This window comes from Roseateles sp. NT4, assembly GCF_051857475.1.
Lineage (GTDB): Bacteria > Pseudomonadota > Gammaproteobacteria > Burkholderiales > Burkholderiaceae_C > Pelomonas.
Map to the genome: position 1 here is coordinate 257,811 of NZ_JBPZGZ010000003.1, position 18,768 is coordinate 276,578.

At 68.2% G+C, this 18,768-nt stretch carries 14 protein-coding genes and 1 other RNA gene; 12 read left to right on the forward strand and 3 right to left on the reverse strand.

What is annotated here, in order from left to right; translation table 11 throughout:
* Window positions 1–8: 8 nt before the first annotated feature.
* The 4 genes from rnpB (at window position 9) to ACS5PN_RS20080 (ending at window position 4,519) form a co-directional block, all read left to right on the forward strand.
* Window positions 9–348: RNase P RNA component class A (gene rnpB, locus ACS5PN_RS20065), an RNA gene on the forward strand.
* A gap of 363 nt (window positions 349–711) precedes the next feature.
* Complete coding sequence (locus ACS5PN_RS20070) at window positions 712–2,292, forward strand: methyl-accepting chemotaxis protein (protein WP_439465788.1); 1,581 nt, start codon at window positions 712–714, stop codon at window positions 2,290–2,292.
* A 103-nt stretch (window positions 2,293–2,395) separates the two neighbouring features.
* Complete coding sequence (locus ACS5PN_RS20075) at window positions 2,396–3,604, forward strand: multidrug effflux MFS transporter (protein WP_439465789.1); 1,209 nt, start codon at window positions 2,396–2,398, stop codon at window positions 3,602–3,604.
* 30 nt (window positions 3,605–3,634) lie between these two features.
* Window positions 3,635–4,519: a carbonic anhydrase gene (locus ACS5PN_RS20080; RefSeq protein ID WP_439465790.1), complete on the forward strand. Its 885-nt coding sequence runs from the start codon at window positions 3,635–3,637 to the stop codon at window positions 4,517–4,519.
* On the opposite strand, the gene ACS5PN_RS20085 is transcribed toward ACS5PN_RS20080, so the two are convergent.
* The 3 genes from ACS5PN_RS20085 to ACS5PN_RS20095 form a co-directional block, all read right to left on the reverse strand.
* Window positions 4,494–6,836: an ATP-binding protein gene (locus ACS5PN_RS20085; RefSeq protein WP_439465791.1), complete on the reverse strand. Its 2,343-nt coding sequence runs from the start codon at window positions 6,834–6,836 to the stop codon at window positions 4,494–4,496. The genes ACS5PN_RS20080 and ACS5PN_RS20085 overlap by 26 nt on opposite strands.
* Window positions 6,837–7,001: 165 nt before the next feature.
* Window positions 7,002–7,589, reverse strand: coding sequence for a chalcone isomerase family protein (locus ACS5PN_RS20090; protein ID WP_439465792.1), 588 nt, complete (start codon window positions 7,587–7,589; stop codon window positions 7,002–7,004).
* A 31-nt stretch (window positions 7,590–7,620) separates the two neighbouring features.
* Window positions 7,621–9,177 carry a methyl-accepting chemotaxis protein gene (locus ACS5PN_RS20095; RefSeq protein ID WP_439465793.1) on the reverse strand — a complete coding sequence of 519 codons (1,557 nt, stop codon included), beginning with the start codon at window positions 9,175–9,177 and terminating at the stop codon, window positions 7,621–7,623.
* A 423-nt stretch (window positions 9,178–9,600) separates the two neighbouring features.
* Between ACS5PN_RS20095 and ACS5PN_RS20100 the strand changes: the two genes are divergently transcribed.
* The 8 genes from ACS5PN_RS20100 to murD are packed head-to-tail and all read left to right on the forward strand — an operon-like array spanning window position 9,601 to window position 18,767.
* Complete coding sequence (locus tag ACS5PN_RS20100; RefSeq protein ID WP_439465794.1) at window positions 9,601–10,041, forward strand: division/cell wall cluster transcriptional repressor MraZ; 441 nt, start codon at window positions 9,601–9,603, stop codon at window positions 10,039–10,041.
* An 11-nt stretch (window positions 10,042–10,052) separates the two neighbouring features.
* Complete coding sequence (gene rsmH / locus ACS5PN_RS20105; RefSeq protein ID WP_439465795.1) at window positions 10,053–10,994, forward strand: 16S rRNA (cytosine(1402)-N(4))-methyltransferase RsmH; 942 nt, start codon at window positions 10,053–10,055, stop codon at window positions 10,992–10,994.
* A gap of 4 nt (window positions 10,995–10,998) precedes the next feature.
* Window positions 10,999–11,262 (forward strand): cell division protein FtsL, encoded by a 264-nt coding sequence (gene ftsL / locus ACS5PN_RS20110; RefSeq protein ID WP_310263624.1) that lies wholly within the window; start codon window positions 10,999–11,001, stop codon window positions 11,260–11,262.
* A complete protein-coding gene (locus ACS5PN_RS20115; RefSeq protein ID WP_439465796.1) occupies window positions 11,259–13,046 on the forward strand; it encodes a peptidoglycan D,D-transpeptidase FtsI family protein in 1,788 nt (595 codons plus the stop codon). The genes ftsL and ACS5PN_RS20115 overlap by 4 nt, the downstream gene beginning before the upstream one ends.
* Window positions 13,046–14,524: a UDP-N-acetylmuramoyl-L-alanyl-D-glutamate--2,6-diaminopimelate ligase gene (locus tag ACS5PN_RS20120; protein WP_439465797.1), complete on the forward strand. Its 1,479-nt coding sequence runs from the start codon at window positions 13,046–13,048 to the stop codon at window positions 14,522–14,524. The genes ACS5PN_RS20115 and ACS5PN_RS20120 overlap by 1 nt, the downstream gene beginning before the upstream one ends.
* A 5-nt stretch (window positions 14,525–14,529) precedes the next feature.
* Window positions 14,530–15,900 (forward strand): UDP-N-acetylmuramoyl-tripeptide--D-alanyl-D-alanine ligase, encoded by a 1,371-nt coding sequence (locus tag ACS5PN_RS20125; RefSeq protein ID WP_439466379.1) that lies wholly within the window; start codon window positions 14,530–14,532, stop codon window positions 15,898–15,900.
* On the forward strand, window positions 15,890–17,068 hold the full coding sequence (gene mraY / locus ACS5PN_RS20130; protein ID WP_439465798.1) for a phospho-N-acetylmuramoyl-pentapeptide-transferase: 1,179 nt from the start codon (window positions 15,890–15,892) through the stop codon (window positions 17,066–17,068). The genes ACS5PN_RS20125 and mraY overlap by 11 nt, the downstream gene beginning before the upstream one ends.
* A 7-nt stretch (window positions 17,069–17,075) precedes the next feature.
* Complete coding sequence (gene murD, locus ACS5PN_RS20135; RefSeq protein WP_439465799.1) at window positions 17,076–18,767, forward strand: UDP-N-acetylmuramoyl-L-alanine--D-glutamate ligase; 1,692 nt, start codon at window positions 17,076–17,078, stop codon at window positions 18,765–18,767.
* Window position 18,768: the final 1 nt, after the last annotated feature.

Below are 18,768 nucleotides of genomic sequence, written 5' to 3' on the forward strand. Positions count from 1 at the left end.
CGTGCCGTGAAGCAAGCCAGACCGCCGCTGGGGCAAGCTTGGAAACGAGGCCCTGGAGGAAGGTCCGGACTGCAAAGAGCGGCGTAGCAGCTAACGGCTGCCCGGCGAAAGCCGAGGATCAGAGCAACAGAGACGAGTTCTGTCGGGCGAAAGTCCGACAGAGGTGAAACGGGCAATCTCTACGCGCAGCAACACCAAGTAGGCCAGCGTTGATGCGGCTCGCAGAGCTGGCGGGTAGGTGGCACCGAGCCGGGCAGTGATGTCCGGCCCAGAGGAATGGCGGTCACGCCGTCCGAACCGCAAGGGGAGGGCGGTGCACAGAATCCGGCCTATCGGCTTGCTTCACTCTTTCTTTCTCATACCTTTCTCCCTTGGTAATCTAGCGGGGCGATAGCTAGATTTCACGTTGTCATGACGTTAGGTTTGGCGCAGCATCGCCATATCGGCTTCCAGGTCAGCCGCGGGTGAGAGGCCCGGGCAGGGGAGAACAACCAATGATCCCGGACCTCTGCGGATCGAGTCCCGAATCGGGCCAAGCGGGCGCCAACGGCGGTGCCTGGGCCATGCATGTCTGGACTGGCGGGTCGCGCCAGCCAGTTCTCACACCTTCCCCTTCAGAAATCGCCGGGAGTTCCTGGTTGAAGTCACGGCATCCGATCGGCCCGAAGCGGATGCCGTCCCACGACGGGCCAAGCCCAAGGGAGTGATGCGATGAAGTTGAACAATCTGCGCCTGCGATCCAAGCTGATGCTCGGATTCGCCCTGCTGGCGGCCGTCGTGCTGCTGGTGTCGGGCCTGTCCCTGAATTCGCTGAGCCGATCCAACTCTCGCTTCACCGACTACCTGGATGGGGTTGGCCAGCGCGAGCGCATGGCCAACGATGTGCGTGACGCCGCGTCGCGGCGCGCCATTGCGGCGCGCAACCTGGTGCTGGTGACGACCCAGCCCGACCGTGACGTCGAGAAGGTGGCGGTCATCAAGGCCCACGAAGACATGCAGAAGTCCCTGGCGCGGCTCAAGGATTCCCTGGCCAAGGCCGGCGACCTGGGCGAGAAGGACAAGGCCCTGGTTGGCGAGATGGAGCGCGTCGAGGCCCAGTATGGCCCGGTCGCCCTGGCCATCGTCGGCATGGCCCTGGACGGCAAGCGTGACGACGCCATCGCCAAGATGAACGCCGAGTGCCGGCCGTTGCTGGCGGCCCTGCTGAAGGCCACCGGCGACTACATCGTCTACGAGGAGCAGCAGGCCGTGGCCCGCGTGCAGCATGCCGAGAGTGCCTATGGGCGCGATCGCTTGCTGATGCTGCTGGCCAGCGTCGCGGCCGTGGTCGCCGCGGTAGCGCTGGGCTGGGTGCTGAGCAATGCCATCACGCGGCCGCTGGAGCGCGCCGTTCACCTGGCCGAAGCGGTCGCCGCGGGCGATCTGAGTTCCGACATCGTCGTCGACGGCGAGGACGAGACCGGCCAGCTGCTGGCGGCGCTCAAGCGCATGAACGATGGCCTCGTCAACATGGTGGGCCGGGTGCGTCAGTCGGCCGACAGCATCGCCACCGCCTCCCAAGAGATCGCGACCGGCAACCACGACCTGTCCAGCCGCACCGAGCAGCAGGCCAGCGCCCTGCAGCAGACGGCGGCCTCCATGCAGCAGATGACGTCGACCGTGCAGCAGACGGCCGAGAGCTCGCGCCAGGCCAGCCAGTTGGCCAGCGCGGCGACGGAGGTGGCCGGCCGCGGCGGCGACGTCGTGCAGCGGGTGGTCATGACCATGGGCGAGATCAGCGATTCCAGCCGCAAGATCGCGGACATCATCGGCACCATCGATGGCATCGCCTTCCAGACCAACATCCTGGCGCTGAACGCGGCCGTGGAAGCGGCGCGTGCCGGCGAACAGGGCCGCGGCTTCGCCGTCGTCGCCGGCGAGGTGCGGGCCCTGGCCCAGCGCAGCGCCCAGGCGGCGCGCGAGATCAAGAGCCTTATCGGCGCCAGCGTCGAAAAGGTGGCAGCGGGCAGCCAGTTGGTTGGCGAGGCCGGCACGACCATGGGCGACATCGTCAGCCAGGTGCGCCGCATGACCGACCTGATGGCCGAGATCAATGCCTCGGCCACCGAACAGAGCAGCGGCATCGGCCAGGTCAACCAGGCGGTCGCGTCCATCGACCAGGGCACGCAGCAGAACGCGGCGCTGGTGGAGCAGAGCGCGGCCGCGGCCGAGAGCCTGCAGCAGCAGGCGGCCGGCCTGCTCGACGTGATCTCGCAGTTCAAGACGGCCCAGTCGCGGCACGGATTCGCCTGAGCGACGAGCGCAGTCGTCCGCGCGACGGCGCGGGCATGTCGGGGTCTATACACTGGCCGGCAGCCGCAACCCGCGGCTGCCGACTTCATCCCCACACCCCCCGATGAATCCTGACGCCAGCCGCCTCTGGCGCGCGCCCCGCTGGGCCCTGTCCGTGCTGTTGGCCTGTCTGGCCATGGTCGGGCCCTTCTCCATCGACACCTATCTGCCGGCCTTCGCCGGCATCGGTGCGGCCCTGAATGCCACGCCGGTGGAGATGCAGCAGACGCTGTCGGCCTATCTGTTCGGGTTCGCCTTCATGAACCTCTTCCACGGCGCGCTGTCGGACTGCTTCGGCCGCCGGCCCGTGGTGCTGATCGGCCTGGCGGCGTTCACGGTGGCCAGCATCGGCTGCGCGCTGTCGGGCTCCATCGGCCACCTGGTGTTCTGGCGCACGGTGCAGGGCATGTCGGCGGGCGCCGGCATCGTCGTTTCGCGGGCCATCATCCGCGACATGTTCCCGCCGGCCGATGCGCAGCGCATCATGTCCCAGGTGACCCTCTTCTTCGGCGTGGCGCCGGCCATCGCGCCCATGGTCGGTGGCTTCCTGTTCAAGGTCGCCGACTGGCATTCGATCTTCTGGTTCCTGACCGCTGTCGGCGCGGCGCTGCTGGTGTCGAACTGGCGCCTGCTGCCTGAAACGCTGCACGCCAACATGCGGCAGCCTTTCCACGTCGGCACGCTGATGCGCGAGTACCGGCGGCTGTGCAGCAGCCCCAAGTTCATGATGCTGGTGCTGGCCAGCGGCATTCCCTTCAACGGCATGTTCCTCTATGTGCTGGCCGCGCCGGTTTTCCTGGGCGAGCATCTGCATTTCGAGGCCACGCAGTTCTTCTGGCTCTTCCTGTGCACCATCGGCGGCATCATGGTCGGCGCGGCGGTCAGCGGGCGTCTGGCGGGCAAGATGAGCCCGAAGCGCCAGATCATGCGGGGCTTTCGCATCATGGTTGCGGTGTCGGTCGTCAACGTGGTGCTGAACCTGTTCGTGCCACTGAGTGCCTTCTGGGCCCTGCCGCTGATCGGGCTGTTTTCCTTCGGCTGGGCCCTGATGGTGCCGGTGGTCACCCTGCTGGTGCTGGACCAGGTGCCCGAGCGGCGCGGCATGGCCTCGTCGTTGCAGGCCAGCATCGGCTCGGCGGCCAACGGCCTGGTGGCGGGCGTGCTGGTGCCCATGGTCATGCATTCGACGGTGGCGCTGGCCGTGACATCCGCCGGGCTGATGCTGATCGGCCTGGTGTCCTGGTATGGCGTGCGCCGTTCCATTGCCGCTTAAGCCCGGCGGCGGCCTGCCGAAATCACCGAGATGATGAAGAAGCGCTGGCTGATCACTGCGCTGCTGGCCGCCTGCGCGGCCGCGCAGGCCGAAGACCCCAAGGAACCCGTGGAGGTGCTGCGCCAGCGCCTGGCGGACCGCCTGTCCACCAAGGCCGAAGGCACGGCCACCGCCAAGGCGACGGCCAAGCCGACCAAGCCCGGAAAGGCCGAAGCGGCCAAGCCGGTGCACTGGGGCTATGCCGGTGACATCGGCCCGGAGCACTGGGCCGAGCTGGCGCCAGACAACAAGCTTTGTGCCGTCGGCACGCGCCAGAGCCCCATCGACATCCGCGAGAGCATCGCCGTCGACCAGGAAAAGATCGCCTTCGACTACCGCGCCAGCAATTTCTCGGTGCAGGACAACGGCCACACCATCCAGGTCAATGTGGCGGCCGGCAACGGCCTGACCATCATGGGCCGGCGCTACGAGCTGGTGCAGTTCCACTTTCACCGGCCCAGCGAGGAGCGCGTCAACGGCAAGCAGTTCGACATGGTGGCCCACCTGGTGCACAAGGACGCCCAGGGCAAGCTGGCCGTCGTTGCCGTGCTGCTGGAGCGTGGGGCCGACAACAAGCCCCAGCCGCTGATCCAGACGGTCTGGGCCAATCTGCCGCTGGAGAAGGGCGAGGCCCTGGCGGCCCAGGTGCAGATCGACCTGAACCAGCTGCTGCCCGCGGAGCGCGGCTACTACACCTACATGGGTTCGCTGACGACGCCGCCCTGCAGCGAGGGCGTGCTGTGGATGGTCATGCGCCAGCCGGTCGCGGCCACGGCCCAGCAGATCGGCATCTTCGGCAAGCTCTACCCGATGAACGCGCGGCCTTTGCAGGCCGGCTCCGGGCGGCTCATCAAAGAGTCGTTAGGCGGCCCTTGACCGTGTTGCCCTTGGCCGTCGTGCGCGCGCCCGACAGCCAGTCGTAAAGGGTCGCGAACAGCTGCTCGGCAACGACGGGCTTGGCGACGTGGTCGTCCATGCCGGCGTCCAGGCAGCGCTGGCGCTCATCGTCGAAGGCATTGGCCGTCATGGCCAGGATGGGCAGCTCGGCCCCCTGGGGCAGGCTGCGGATGGTGCGCGTCGCGTCCAGGCCGTCCATGACCGGCATCTGCACGTCCATCAGCACCAGGGCGTAATCGCCGGCCTGGACCATGTCGACGGCCTGCTGGCCGTCGGCGGCGACGTCTACCGTCAGGCCGGCGCTGCCGATGAGGGCGACCGCCACCTCCTGGTTGACCGGGTTGTCCTCGGCCAGCAGGATGCGGCGCGGGCGGGCCTGGGCCAGCTCGGCCAGGCGCTCGCGCGCCGAATGCGGCCGCGGGGATGCCACCGGCGCCACCGGCGCGTGGGCGGCGGCCTCGACAGGCAAGGTGAACCAGAAGCTGCTGCCGCGGCCCAGGGCGCTGTCGACACCGACATGGCCGCCCATCAGCTCGGCCAGGCGCCGGCAGATGGCCAGGCCCAGGCCGGTACCGCCATAGCGCCGCGTCGTCGAGCTGTCGGCCTGTTCGAAGTCACGGAACAGCCGGGCCTGCGCGTCGGCGGCGATGCCAATGCCGCTGTCCTGCACCTCGAAGCGCAAGGACAGGCTGCCCGGGCCTTCGTCCAGGCGGGCGGCAAGGCGCACGAAACCGTTGTCGGTGAACTTGACGGCGTTGCCGGCGAAGTTCAGCAGCACCTCGGAGATGCGCTGCGGGTCGCCGATCAGCACGCGGCCGCGCAGCATGGGTGAGACGTCGGTCTCGACGCGCAGGCGCTTGGCGGCGGCGGTCTGGGTCGTCATGTTGGCGATGTTGTCCAGCACCTCGCCGACGGTGAACTCGCGCTGCTCCAGCCTGACCTTGCCGGCCTCGATCTTGGAGAAGTCCAGCACGTTGTTGATGACGCTGAGCAGGTGCTCGGCGGCGTTGGCCACCTTCTGCAGACGCTGCTGCTGCTCGGGCTCGATGGTGTCGCTCTGGGCCAGATAGGTCAGGCCGATGATGGCGTTCATCGGCGTGCGGATCTCGTGGCTCATGTTGGCCAGGAAGGCGCTCTTGGCCAGGCTGGCGGCCTGGGCGGCCTGGGTGGCCTCGGCCAGCTCGGCGGTGCGCGCCTCGACCAGTTCCTCGAGGTGGTGGCGGTAGCGTTCCAGCTCCAGCGCATCGCGGCGCTGGCGCGAGATGTCGGTCAGGAAGCCATGCCACAGCACGCTGCCGTCGGCCTCGCGCTGGGCGATGGCATTGCCGTAGAGCCAGCGCTCGCTGCCGTCGGCCTGCGGCGTGCGGAACTCCTGCTGCCAGGGGCTGAGGTTGCGCGCCGAGGCCAGCAGGCTCTCGCGCACGGCGGCACGGTCGTCGGGGTGGATGCGGTCGAACCAGGGCGCCGCGCTGCGGCTCAATTCGGCGCTGCCGAGCAGGAAGTACTCGCGCACCGCCTCGCTGACGTAGGCAAAGCTGAAGTCGCCGTTGACGGCCAGGCGCAACTGGTAGACGACGCCGGGCACGGTCTCGGCCATGCCGCGCAGGCGTTCGATGAGATTGCGCTGGGCGTCGAACTGCTGCTGCAGCGCGTCGCGCATGTGCTCGAGGTGGCCGCCCAGCAGGCCGATCTCGTCCTGGCGGGTGTGCTCCAGCGTGGCGTTGAAGCGGCCTTCGGCCAGATCGTTGGCGAAGTCGCCGAGCTCGCGCAGCGGACGGAAGAGCCGGGAATTGAGCAGCCACAGCACCAGGGCCAGCGAGGCCAGCAGCTGGCCGCCGACGGTGGCGCCATAGAGCCAGCGCTGGCGCAGCACGGCCGTCGTGCTGAGGTGGTCGTCGATCTCGATCTGGATGTGGCCGATGCGCGTGGAGCCGCGCAGGATGTCGCGCTCGCCGGTCAGGGTCTGGCCCAGGCGCCGCTCGGGCAGGTGGTTCTCGATGAAGGGCAGGCCTTGCGAAGCGTCGCTGACGCTGACGCGCACGACCTCGGGCGATTTGACGATGGCCGAGACGACCTCGCGGGCGGCGACGGCGTCCAGGTTCCACAGCAGCTCGGGCAGGCTGCTGGCCAGCACGTCGAGCTTGGCGTCGAGGTCACGCTGCAGGGCCTGCTCGGCGACCTTGGATTCGCGCAAGCCGATGAAGAGGCCGCCGACGATGAGGGCCGGCAGCAACAGGCCGATGCTGGCGCCAAGGGCCAGGGCGGCAAAGAGCGAGGACGAGGGCTTGCGACTCAAGATGAACTCATGGATGCGCCCATCGCGCGACGCACTGTCCCGCCAAGCGGGAGCTGAGCGCCTTCGGGCGGCCGGACGGCGCTCATGCTGCCATGAGTTCGGGCCGCCCCAAGCGGACACGCCACGTCGCGGTGGCGGCATGGCGTGTTTCGTGGCGCACGAGCGTCAGCCCTTGCCCAGCAGTTGGGGCTTCAGCGAAGAGTCGACCGGTTTTTCGCCCAGCCAGATCTTCAGCATCGCGTTGTAGAAGGCGATGTCCTTCATGGGCTCGCCGATGGGCTTGCCGTTCAGGAACATGACGGTACCGGTGTCGGGAATCCAGTCCACCGTGATGACGTCGCCCTTCTTGCCCTGGGGGATGTTGACGAAGGTCTCGCCGAACTGGGCGAGCTGGTTGACGAACTTGGAGCGCTCGGCCTTGTCGGTGTTGGCCGTGATGCCGGCCATGAAGGCCTGGCCCAGCTCGTCACCGGTCACCTCGCGCAACAGGCCGAGGCTGAAGCGGCGCGGGCCCTGGCTGTCCAGCACGCCGGCCGTGGTGTCCTTCTTCTCGGGCAGATAGAGCACCAGGGAGTAGACCTTGACGACGATGCGCACGCGCACGCCGGCGCCGTTGACCTTGAGCTCCTTGCCGCCGACCTTGACCGTGTCGTCGAACTTGAGGCCACCGACTTCGATGGCCATTGCCGTGCTGGCCATGCCGAGAGCCAGACCGAGGCCGGCAATCCAGCGGATGGCTTTGTGCGTCTTCATGGAGTCTCCTGAATCTTTGGGGGGATGGGGATCAGTGCGCCGCTTCCAGCTTGAAGAGGCTGACGACTTCTTCGAGACCATGGGCCTGGGCGCGCAGCGAGTCGGCGGCGGCGGCGGCTTGTTCCACCAGCGCGGCGTTCTGTTGCGTGCTCTTGTCCATGTCATGGATGGTATGCGTGACGCGCTCAATGCCGGAGCTCTGCTCGGCACTGGCGTGGGTGATCTCACCCATGATGTCCGTCATCCGTTGCACGCTCGCCACCACGCCCTGCATGGTGCTGCCGGCCTTGGCCACCAGTTCGCTGCCCAGGGCCACCTTCTCGACCGAATCGCCGATGAGGCGCTTGATCTCCTTGGCGGCGTCGGCGCTGCGGCCGGCCAGGGAACGAACCTCGCCGGCGACGACCGCGAAGCCGCGGCCCTGTTCGCCGGCGCGAGCGGCTTCCACCGCGGCGTTCAGCGCCAGGATGTTGGTCTGGAAGGCGATGCCGTCGATGACGCTGATGATGTCGACGATCTTCTTGCTGGAGGCGTCGATGCTGCCCATGGTCGTCACGACCTTGGCCACCACCGCACCGCCTTCGCCGGCCACGGTCGAGGCGGCCTGGGCCAGCTGGTTGGCCTGCTGGGCGTTCTGGGCGTTCTGCTGCACGGCGTCGGTCAGCGTCTTCATGGCCGACAGGGTCTGCTCGAGCGACGCGGCCTGGGCCTCGGTGCGCACCGACAGGTCCAGGTTGCCGCTGGCGATCTCGCTGGAGGCGGAGGCGATGGATTCGGTGCCTTCGCGCACGCGGCCGACGATGCCCTTGAGGCTCTCGTTCATGTCATGCAGGGCCTGCAGCAGCTCGCCGGTCTCGTCGCGGCTGCGCACCTCGATCTCGCTGGTCAGGTTGCCCGAGGCCACCTTGCGGGCCACGGCGACGGCGCCGCGCAGCGGGTTGACGATGCCGCGCGTGATCAGCACGCTGGTCATGATGCTGGCGAGGACGGCGGCCACGGCCAGGCCCAGCAGCAGCAGGGCCGTCTTGCTGGCCACGCGGTTGGACTTTTCGCCGGCGGCGTCCATGGCGGCGTTGCGGCCTTCGACCAGCTTGTCCAGCGCGGCCATGTATTTGCCCTGGGCGGCGCGCACCGAGAACTGGTATTTCAGCGGCGCGCCCTCGGTGTCGCCGGAGGCCACGGTCTTCACGAAGGCGGCCTGGCCCGTCATGAACTTGGCGCGCGCCTCCTCCACCGCCTTCAGCTGCTCCTGGCTGGCGTCGTCGGTCAGCAGGGGCTTGAGCTCGGCCATGGTCTTCTCATGGGCCGCGAGCAGGCTGGCGACGTTGTCCAGTTCCTTCTTGATCTGCTCCTCGCCCGTCATGATCAGCGTCGTCATCATGCTGCGCGATGCGTCACCCAGTTCCGCCTTGGCGCGGTTGGCCAGGGCCACGGTCTTGTAGTCGCCGCTGATCAGCTGGCTGATCTCGCCGTTGAGCGTCTGGATGCCGAAGTAGCCCAGCAGCGTGATCGCGACCAGGCAAACGATCACGACCGCAAAGCCGGCCGTGAGGCGTTGTCCGATGCGCATATGGGACAAGAAATTCATGGGGGCTGCCTCAATCTTGGTATTCGGTGGGGCCCCCGTTTTGAGTTCTTGGCGAGGAGGGGCTGAAACAGCACGAAATTTCAGCAGAAATCATGGGGCCGCATGCATTCTGGGCGGCCAGCCGGCGAGGCTTGCCGTGATTTGTGCGGCAAAACCCTGTCAGACATGGCTCCGGTCCATTCGGTGATGTGGCTGCGGCGCTTCAAGCATGGGGGCAAACGCGATGCCGTTGTGGACATCACTTCAAGCACCACTTCGCAATATCCTGGCAAGTCCTTATTTCGTAAAGGTATTTTCTTTGCGGGCTGTATAAATTGACAGCTGTGGCTAAGTGCTTGATTTCATTGAAAAAACTTGTGCAGAAACTTGACCGGGTGGGGGTCGGGCCTTAAAGTGGGAGGAAGTGTCGTTTCGTGGTGAAAAGTGTCGGAAATCGTCTTTCAGGGGGCCTCCAGCCTGGCTTTAGATGCCAAGGGACGCCTGAGCGTGCCCAGCCGACACCGTGAGGTCCTGCAGCTGCTCTGCCAGGGGCGCCTGACCGTCACCAAGCATCCCGACGGCTGCTTGATGCTGTTTCCGCGGCCGACCTGGGAGGGTTTTCGCGACAAGGTCGCCGCCCTGCCGATGTCGGCGGCCGGCTGGAAGCGTGTTTTTCTCGGTAACGCGATGGACGTCGAGATCGATTCGGCGGCCCGCGTGCTGATCTCGCCCGAGCTGCGCAAGAGCGCCGGGCTGAAGAACGACGTGATGCTGCTGGGCATGGGCAGCCACTTCGAACTCTGGGATGCCGAGGCCCATGCCGCCCACGAGGCCGAGACCATGGCCGGCCCGCTGCCCGACGCGCTCAAGGACTTCAGCTTCTGATGGCCGGCGAGATGAACGAGAGCGCCGAGTTCCGCCACACCACCGTGCTGCTGAACGAGGCGGTCGACGGTGTGCTTGCGCGCCCCGAAGGCATCTATGTGGACGGCACTTTCGGCCGCGGCGGTCATTCGCGCCTGCTGCTGAGCAAGCTGGCACCCGAGGGGCGGCTGATCGGTATCGACCGCGACCCCGAGGCCATTGCCGCGGCCGCCGCCATCACCGACCCGCGCTTCTCCATCGTCCACAGCGCATTTGCCGACATGGCGGACCGGCTGGCGGAACTGGGTGTGCATCAGGTGGATGGTGTGCTGCTGGACCTGGGTGTGTCCAGCCCTCAGATCGACAACCCCGAGCGCGGCTTCAGTTTTCGCTTCGACGGCCCGCTGGACATGCGCATGGACACGACGCGCGGCGAGAGCGCCGCGGGCTTCCTGGCCAGCGCCGACGAGCGCGAGATTGCACGGGTGATTCGAGACTATGGCGAAGAACGGTTTGCTGGCCAGATTGCAAAGGCGGTTGTTGCTCGCCGAGAAGCCGGCGCGCCGCTCACGCGCACCGACGAACTGCGCGAACTCGTGGCTCGCACGGTCAAGACCCGCGAACCCGGCCAGGACCCGGCGACCCGCACCTTTCAAGCCCTTCGGATTCATGTCAATGGCGAGCTTGAAGAGCTTGAGCAAGGGCTGAAATCCGCGCTGCGCCTGCTGGCGCCGGGGGGCCGGCTGTCCGTCATCAGCTTTCACTCGCTGGAAGACCGCCGCGTCAAGACCTTCATTGCCGGGTACAGCAAGACGGTTTTCGACCGCCGTGCGCCCTTTGCCGAGCCGGCGCCGCTGATCCTGAACGCGCTGGGTCGCATCAAGCCCAGCGCCGAAGAGGTGGCGGCCAACCCGCGCTCGCGCTCCGCCGTGCTGCGGGTGGCCGAGCGCACCGCAGCGCCCCTGCGGGACTAGGCGCATGGCCAAGCTCAACCTCATCCTCATCCTGGCCGTGTTGGCCAGCGGCGTCGTCCTCGTGCACAGCGCCTATGAGTCGCGTCGCCTGTTCGCCGAGCGCGACAAGGCCAAGGCCGAGGGCCAGCGCCTGGCCGCCGACGCCGAGCGCCTGGCCGCCGAGCGCCATGCGCAGGCGACCAATCTGCGCGTCGAGCAGGTGGCCCGCGAGCGCCTGGGCATGCGCGTCATCAGCCCGGCCGTCGTCGCCTCGGGGGTGACGCCTTGAGCAAATCCAACAAGGCCAACAAGGCCAACCAGTCCGGCGCCCGCGCGGTCAGCTACTCGACCAGCCCGCTGCTGGCGTCCAAGACGCCGCCGTGGCGCTCGCGCTTCCTGGTCGCTCTGGTCGGCCTGGCGTTTCTCGGCCTGCTGGCCCGTGCCGTCTATGTGCAGGTGCTGAACACCGACTTCTTCCAGAAGCAGGGCGAGGCCCGCTACGCCCACACGCTGGAGTTGCCGGCCAGCCGCGGCCGCATCAATGACCGCACGGGCCAGGTGCTGGCCGCCAGCGTCGCCGTGCCGTCGATCTGGGCCATCCCCAAGGAAGTCGACGCTGACGCCGACAAGCGCCGCGAGCTGGCCAAGGCCCTGGGCCTGTCCAACAAGGAGCTGGACGCCAAGCTCAACCCCGAGGCTCGTTTTGTCTGGCTGAAGCGCCTGGCTGATGACGAGGCCGCGGCCAAGGTGAAGGCCCTCGGCCTGAAGGGCGTGTTCCAGGACCGCGAGTACCGCCGCAAATACCCCGAGGGCGAGGCCGCGGCCCATGTGGTCGGCTTCACCAATGTCGAGGACCGGGGCCAGGAGGGCATCGAGCTGGCCTTCCAGAAGGAGTTGCAGGGTCGTGACGGCTCGCGCTCCGTCGTGCGCGACCGCCTCGGGCGCGTTGTCGAGGACATCGGCGAGATCGTGCCGGCCGCCAACGGCCACGACATCGACCTGTCGGTCGACTCCAAGGTGCAGTTCTTCGCCTACCAGCGCGTGCGTGATGCCGTGGTCGAGAACAAGGCCAAGGCCGGCTCCGTCGTCGTGCTGGACGCCCTGACCGGCGAGGTGCTGGCCCTGGCCAACTACCCGAGCTACGACCCCAGCAACCGCCAGAACCTCAATGGCGAGCAGCTGCGCAACCGCGCCCTGACCGACGTCTTCGAGCCGGGCTCGACGATGAAGCCCTTCATCGCCGGCCTGTCCATGGAAACCGGCCGCACGACGCCCGACAGCCTGGTGGACACCGGCAACGGCAAATACGCCTTCCAGGGCGCCGTCATCAGCGACACCAAGCCGCATGGCGTGATCCCGGTGCGCGAAGTCATCAAGTTCTCCAGCAACATCGGCGCCACCAAGCTCGCCATGCAGATGCAACCGCGCGAGATGCACGAGATGTTCACGGCCATCGGCCTGGGCCAGCGGCCACAGATCAGCTTCCCTGGCGCCATCAGCGGCAAGCTGAGGCCCTACAAGACCTGGCGGCCCATCGAGCAGGCCACCATGAGCTATGGCTACGGCCTGTCGGCCTCGCTGTTCCAGCTGGCGCGTGCCTACACGGTGTTTGCGCGCGACGGCGAGATCGTCCCGGTCAGCATGCTGCGCCAGCCGCATGACCACGCGGTGCCCGGCATCCGCGTGTTCTCGCCCAAGGTCACCCAGGACCTGCGCCTGATGCTGCAGGCCGCTGCCGGCCCCGGCGGCACGGCACCCGAGGCCCAGGTGCCCGGCTACAGCGTCGGCGGCAAGAGCGGCACGGCCCACAAGCAGGAAGGCCGCGGCTATGCCAGCCACAAATACCGCTCCTGGTTCGTCGGCATCGCGCCCATCACCAACCCGCGCATCGTCGTCGCCGTCATGGTCGACGAGCCGACCGCCGGCGTGTACTACGGCGGCAAGGTTGCCGGCCCGGTGTTCAGTCAGGTCACGGCCCAGACGCTGCGCCTGCTGGGCGTGCAGCCCGACCTGGACGTGAAGAGCCAGATCGTCGCCAACCAAAAAGCCGTGGCCACGGAAGAAAGCTTCTGATGCTGACCCGCCTCAAATCCCCCGACGCTGCGGCCCGCTGGCTGTCCGAATGGTGCACCGGCACGCTGCGCACCGACAGCCGCCAGGTCCGCCCCGGCGATGCCTTCATCGCCTGGCCCGGCTATGCGCGCGACGGCCGCGAGTTCGTCGCCGCGGCGCTGGAGGCCGGTGCCTCGACCTGTCTGGTCGAGGAGGCCGATGTCGAGCGCTTCGGCTTCGTCGATGCACGCGTGGCCTCGCTGCCCGGGCTCAAGGCCCGCACCGGCGAGATCGCCGCCACCTTCTTCGGCAAGCCCACCGACACCTTGGACGTCATCGCCGTCACCGGCACCAATGGCAAGACCTCGTCGGCCTGGTGGATCGCCCAGGCCTCGGCCCAGCTCGGCAAGCGCTGCGGCGTCGTCGGCACGCTGGGCATCGGCGAGCCGCCCAAGCTCGACTACAACGGCCTGACCACGCCCGACCCCGTGCTGCTGCAGGCGGCCTTCGCCCGCATGCGCGACGACGCCTTCTCGGCCTGTGCCATCGAGGCCAGCAGCATCGGCATCGTCGAAGGCCGCCTGGCCGGCAGCGCGGTGCGCGTCGCGGTGTTCACCAATTTCACCCAGGACCACCTCGACTACCACCGCACCATGGACGCCTACTGGGCGGCCAAGCGGGCGCTGTTCAGCTTCCCCGGCCTGCGCGCGGCCGTCGTCAATCTCGACGACCCCAAGGGCGCCGAACTGGCTGCCGAACTGAGCGCACTGGATGTATGGACCACCGGCGTCGAGCGCACTGATATGCCGATGAAGGCCCGCCTGTCGGCCCGCGGCCTGCACTACACCGGCGAGGGCTTGGCCTTCATGCTGCACGAGGGCGCTGAAGGCGTCGAGGTGCAGACCGGCCTGATCGGCGACTACAACGCCGCCAACCTGCTCGGCGTGGCCGGCGCCCTGCGCGCCCAGGGCCATGCGCTGGCCGACGTGGCCCGCGTGCTGGGCCGCGTGACGCCGGTGCCGGGTCGTATGCAGCGCGTTGGCAATGGCCGCGAACTGCCGCAGGTCGTCGTCGACTACGCCCACACGCCGGATGCCTTGGACAAGGCGCTGTCCGCCCTGCAGGGCCTGGCCCAGGCGCGCGGCGGCGAGCTGGTCTGCGTGTTCGGCTGCGGCGGCGACCGCGATGCGACCAAGCGCCCGCAGATGGGAGCCATCGCGGCCCGCCTGTCCGGCCGCGTCGTCATCACGACCGACAACCCGCGCACCGAGGCGCCCGCCAAGATCCTGGCTGACATCGCCGTGGCCGCGCCCGACGCCCTCGTCATCGAGGCCCGCGAGGAAGCCATCCGTGCCGCGGTCATCAATGCCGGCCCGCGAGACATCGTGCTCGTCGCCGGCAAGGGCCATGAGGACTACCAGGAAGTGAACGGCGTGCGGCGGCCCTTTTCCGACGTCGGCGAGGCGCGCGCGGCGCTGCTCGAAAGGGCGGGTCTGTGAACTTCCTGACCCTGGCCGAGACTCAAGCCCTGTTGCCCGGCTCGACGCTGGTCGGCGACGGCGCGACCGGCTTCGCCCGCGTGCACAGCGATACGCGCACCCTGCAGCCCGGCGACTTTTTCGTCGCGCTGCGCGGCGAGCGCTTCGACGCCAACGACTTCCTGGCCCAGGCCAAGGCCTCGGGCGCGGTCGCCGCATTGGCCGAGCGTGGTCTCGCCGAGGCCGGCCTGCCCGGCCTGCTGGTGCCGGACGCCAAGGCGGCTCTCGGCCAGCTCGCCGCCGCTTGGCGCCGCCAGCAGCAACTGCCCGTCATCGCCGTCACCGGCAGCAACGGCAAGACGACGACGACCCAGATGATCGCCAGCATCCTGCGCGCCTGGGTCGGTGATGCGGCCCTGGCCACGCAGGGCAACTACAACAACGACATCGGCGTGCCGCTGACGCTGCTGCGCCTGCGCCATGACGACGAGGTCAGCCACCGCGCCGCCGTCGTCGAACTGGGCATGAACCACCCCGGTGAGATCGCGCCGCTGGCGACGATGACGCAGCCGACGGTGGCCCTGGTCAACAACGCCCAGCGTGAGCACCAGGAATTCATGGCGACGGTCGAGGCCGTGGCCCGCGAGAACGGCGCCGTCATCGAGGCCCTGTCAGGCAGCGGCTGCGCCGTCTTCCCGGCCGAAGACGCCTGTGCGCCGATCTGGCTGGAGCTGGCCGGCTCCCGCCCGCATCTGAGCTTCGCCCTGCGCGGCGAGGCCGACGTGACGGGCGACGCTGCCTGGATGGGCACGCACTGGGCGCTGGAGCTGCACATGCCCGCCGGCACGGCACCCGTCGCCCTGCACATGGCCGGCGAGCACAACGTGCGCAATGCGCTGGCCGCCGCTGCTTGTGCACTGGCCGCCGGTGCGCCGCTGGCCTCGATTGCTCAGGGCCTGGAAGCCTTCCGTGCCGTCAAGGGCCGTTCCGAGCTCAAGCTCGATGCGCGTGGCCGCACCCTGGTCGACGACAGCTACAACGCCAACCCCGACAGCGTGCGCGCCGCCATCGACGTGCTGGCCGGCATGCCGGGCGAAAGCTGGCTCATCCTGGGCGACATGGGCGAGGTGGGCAACGAAGGCCCGGCCTTCCACCGCGAGGTCGGCGCCTATGCGGCCGAGCGCGGCATTACCCACTTCTGGACGGCCGGCAGCGCCGCTCGCGACGCGGCCACGGCCTATGGCCCGAATGCCCGCGCCTTTGACACCACGGCCGCGTTGATCGCGGCCCTGAACGAACAACCCGACGCGGCCCAGACCCTGGTCAAGGGCTCGCGTTTCATGAAGATGGAACAAGTGGTCGCTGCACTGCAATCAGGAGGCTCCCATGCTGCTTAGCCTCGCCCAGTGGCTGCAGGGCCTCTACCCCGACCTCGGCTTCCTGCGCCTCTTCAACTACATCACCTTCCGCGCCGTGATGGCCGCCATGACGGCCCTGCTGATCGGCCTGGCCTTCGGCCCCTGGGTCATCCGCAGCCTGACGGCGATGAAGATCGGCCAGCCCGTGCGTGCCTACGGCGTGCAGGCCCACCTGGCCAAAAGCGGCACGCCGACCATGGGCGGCGTCCTCGTCCTCATCGGCATCGGCGTGTCGACGCTGCTGTGGTTCGACTGGAGCAACCGCTTCGTCTGGGTCGTCATGCTGGTCACCATGGGCTTTGGCGCCGTGGGCTGGGTGGACGACTGGCGCAAGGTGGTCGACAAGAACCCCGAGGGCATGCGCAGCCGCGAAAAGTTCTTCTGGCAGTCGCTGATCGGCCTGTTCGCTGCGCTGTATCTCGCGTTCAGCGTGTCCGAAACCAGCTTCCTGGGTGTCGTGCAGCTGTTCTTCCGCTGGGTGTCCAGCGGCTTCTCGACCGAGCTGCCGCCCAAGGCCGACCTGCTGATCCCCTTCTTCAAGACCATCAGCATGCCGCTGGGCGTCTGGGGCTTCGTGGGCCTGTCCTATTTCGTCATCGTCGGCACCAGCAACGCGGTCAACTTCACCGACGGCCTGGACGGCCTGGCCATCATGCCCGTCGTCATGGTCGGCTCGGCCCTGGGCCTGTTTGCCTACCTGACCGGCTCGTCGGTGTTCTCCAAATACCTGCTGCTGCCCTATATCCCCGGCGCCGGCGAGCTGCTGATCTTCTGCGCCGCCATGGCCGGCGCGGGCCTGGCCTTCCTGTGGTTCAACGCCCACCCGGCCCAGGTGTTCATGGGCGACGTCGGCGCGCTGGCCCTGGGTGGCGGCCTGGGCACCCTGGCCGTCATCACGCGCCAGGAGATCCTGCTCGGCATCATGGGCGGCATCTTCGTGGCCGAGGTGCTCTCCGTGATGATCCAGGTCAGCTGGTTCAAGTTCACGAAGAAGAAGTTCGGCGAGGGGCGGCGCATCTTCCGCATGGCGCCCCTGCACCACCACTTCGAGAAGGGTGGCTGGAAGGAGACGCAGGTCGTCATCCGCTTCTGGATCATCACCATGCTGCTGTGCCTCGTCGGCCTGGCCAGCCTGAAGCTGCGGTAAGCCAGTCATGAAGCTCGACCTGCCGCAACTGCAAGACCAGCGCGCGCTCGTGCTGGGCCTCGGGGACTCCGGTCTCGCGATGGTCCGCTGGTGCGCGCGCTTCGGCGCGCAGGTCACGGTCTGGGATTCGCGCGAGAAGCCGCCGCAGCTGGAAGCCCTCGGCGAGACGGCCGCCTTCATCACCGGTGAGCTGACGGCCGAGACGGTCAGCGGCTTCAACGCTGTGCTGAAGAGCCCGGGCCTGTCGCCGCTGGATGCGCGCCTGAAGGCCGTCTACGAACACGGTCCGGCCGTGCGTGGCGAGCTGGATCTGTTCGCCGATGCGCTGGCTGCCTTGAAGGTCCAGCATGGCTACGCACCGGCCGTGCTGGCCATCACCGGCACCAATGGCAAGACGACGACGACCTGCATGACGGGCCTGCTCGCCGAGCGCGCCGGCAAGCGCGTGGCCGTTGCCGGCAATATCGGCCCGACGCTGCTGGACACCCTGACCGAGGCCCTGGCCAAGGAGCCCGATCCGGCGCCAGTTGAAGAAGAAGCGCCGGCCCAGGTTGCAGCGGAAGCCATCGAGGACGCGCCCGTCGAAGAAGGCGCTGAGCAAGAGGCCGTTGCCGTGTTGCCTGACGAGGACGCGCCGCTGCCCATCGATCCTCCGCCGCCGCGTGGCCCGGTCTTCGAAACCCTGCCCGAGGTCTGGGTGCTGGAGCTGTCCAGCTTCCAGCTCGACAACGTCGCTGGCTTCGAGCCGACGGCTGGCGCGGTGCTGAACCTGACCCAGGACCATCTCGACTGGCATGGCGACATGGCCGCCTATGGCAGTGCCAAGGCGCGCATCTTCGGTCGCGAGTCCGTCATCGTCTCCAACCGTGACGACGCCGAGGTCGAGGGCCTGGTGCCGCAGCCGGTCTTCGTCAAGGGCACGCGCGGCAAGCCCGGCCGCACCGTGTCGCGCCGTGTCGTGCGCTTCGGCCTCAATCCACCGAAGGCGCCGGGTGACTTCGGCTTGACGGAAGAGGGCGGCCTGGCCTGGCTGGTGCGCGCCCGCGAGCTGGACCCGACGATCAAGAAGCGCAAGGGCGACGATGAGGAGCCGCTGATCATCCAGCGCCTGATGCCTGCCGACGCGCTGCGCGTGCGCGGGCGCCACAACGCCGCCAATGCACTCGCTGCGTTGGCGCTGGCGACGGCAGCAGGCTGCGAGCTGGCGCCCATGCTGCACGGCCTGCGCGAGTACCGCGGCGAGCCGCATCGCGTCGAGCCCGTCGGCAGCATTGATGGCGTCGAGTTCTTTGACGACAGCAAGGGCACCAATGTCGGTGCCACCGTGGCCGCCATCTCGGGCCTGGGCGCCGACCGCGCGCCGGCCAAGCTGGTGCTGATCCTGGGCGGCGACGGCAAGGGCCAGGACTTCGCGCCGCTGGCCGAAGGTGTCGCCCGCCATGCGCGCGCTGTCGCCCTGATCGGCCGCGACGCGCCGCAGATCGAGGCGGCCCTCGTGAACACCGGTGTGCCTCTGCAGCGCCACGACACCCTGGAAGCCGCCACGGCCTGGTGCCTGGAGCAGGCGCAGTCCGGCGACAGCGTGCTGCTGAGCCCGGCCTGCGCCAGCCTGGACATGTTCAAGAACTACGCCCATCGCGCCGAGGTCTTCGTCGCAAAGGTGCAGCAGCTCGCCGACGACCGTGGGGTGACCTTGTGAA

What these genes read in the sequence shown, in the direction of transcription:
- ACS5PN_RS20120 (WP_439465797.1), top strand. Translation starts at nt 13,046, where the DNA reads ATGCTGACCCGCCTCAAATCCCCCGACGCTGCGGCCCGCTGGCTGTCC.
- rsmH (WP_439465795.1), top strand. Translation starts at nt 10,053, where the DNA reads ATGAACGAGAGCGCCGAGTTCCGCCACACCACCGTGCTGCTGAACGAG.
- ACS5PN_RS20070 (WP_439465788.1), top strand. Translation starts at nt 712, where the DNA reads ATGAAGTTGAACAATCTGCGCCTGCGATCCAAGCTGATGCTCGGATTC.
- ACS5PN_RS20075 (WP_439465789.1), top strand. Translation starts at nt 2,396, where the DNA reads ATGAATCCTGACGCCAGCCGCCTCTGGCGCGCGCCCCGCTGGGCCCTG.
- ACS5PN_RS20095 (WP_439465793.1), bottom strand. Translation starts at nt 9,177, where the DNA reads ATGAATTTCTTGTCCCATATGCGCATCGGACAACGCCTCACGGCCGGC.
- mraY (WP_439465798.1), top strand. Translation starts at nt 15,890, where the DNA reads ATGCTGCTTAGCCTCGCCCAGTGGCTGCAGGGCCTCTACCCCGACCTC.
- ACS5PN_RS20080 (WP_439465790.1), top strand. Translation starts at nt 3,635, where the DNA reads ATGATGAAGAAGCGCTGGCTGATCACTGCGCTGCTGGCCGCCTGCGCG.
- ftsL (WP_310263624.1), top strand. Translation starts at nt 10,999, where the DNA reads ATGGCCAAGCTCAACCTCATCCTCATCCTGGCCGTGTTGGCCAGCGGC.
- murD (WP_439465799.1), top strand. Translation starts at nt 17,076, where the DNA reads ATGAAGCTCGACCTGCCGCAACTGCAAGACCAGCGCGCGCTCGTGCTG.
- ACS5PN_RS20090 (WP_439465792.1), bottom strand. Translation starts at nt 7,589, where the DNA reads ATGAAGACGCACAAAGCCATCCGCTGGATTGCCGGCCTCGGTCTGGCT.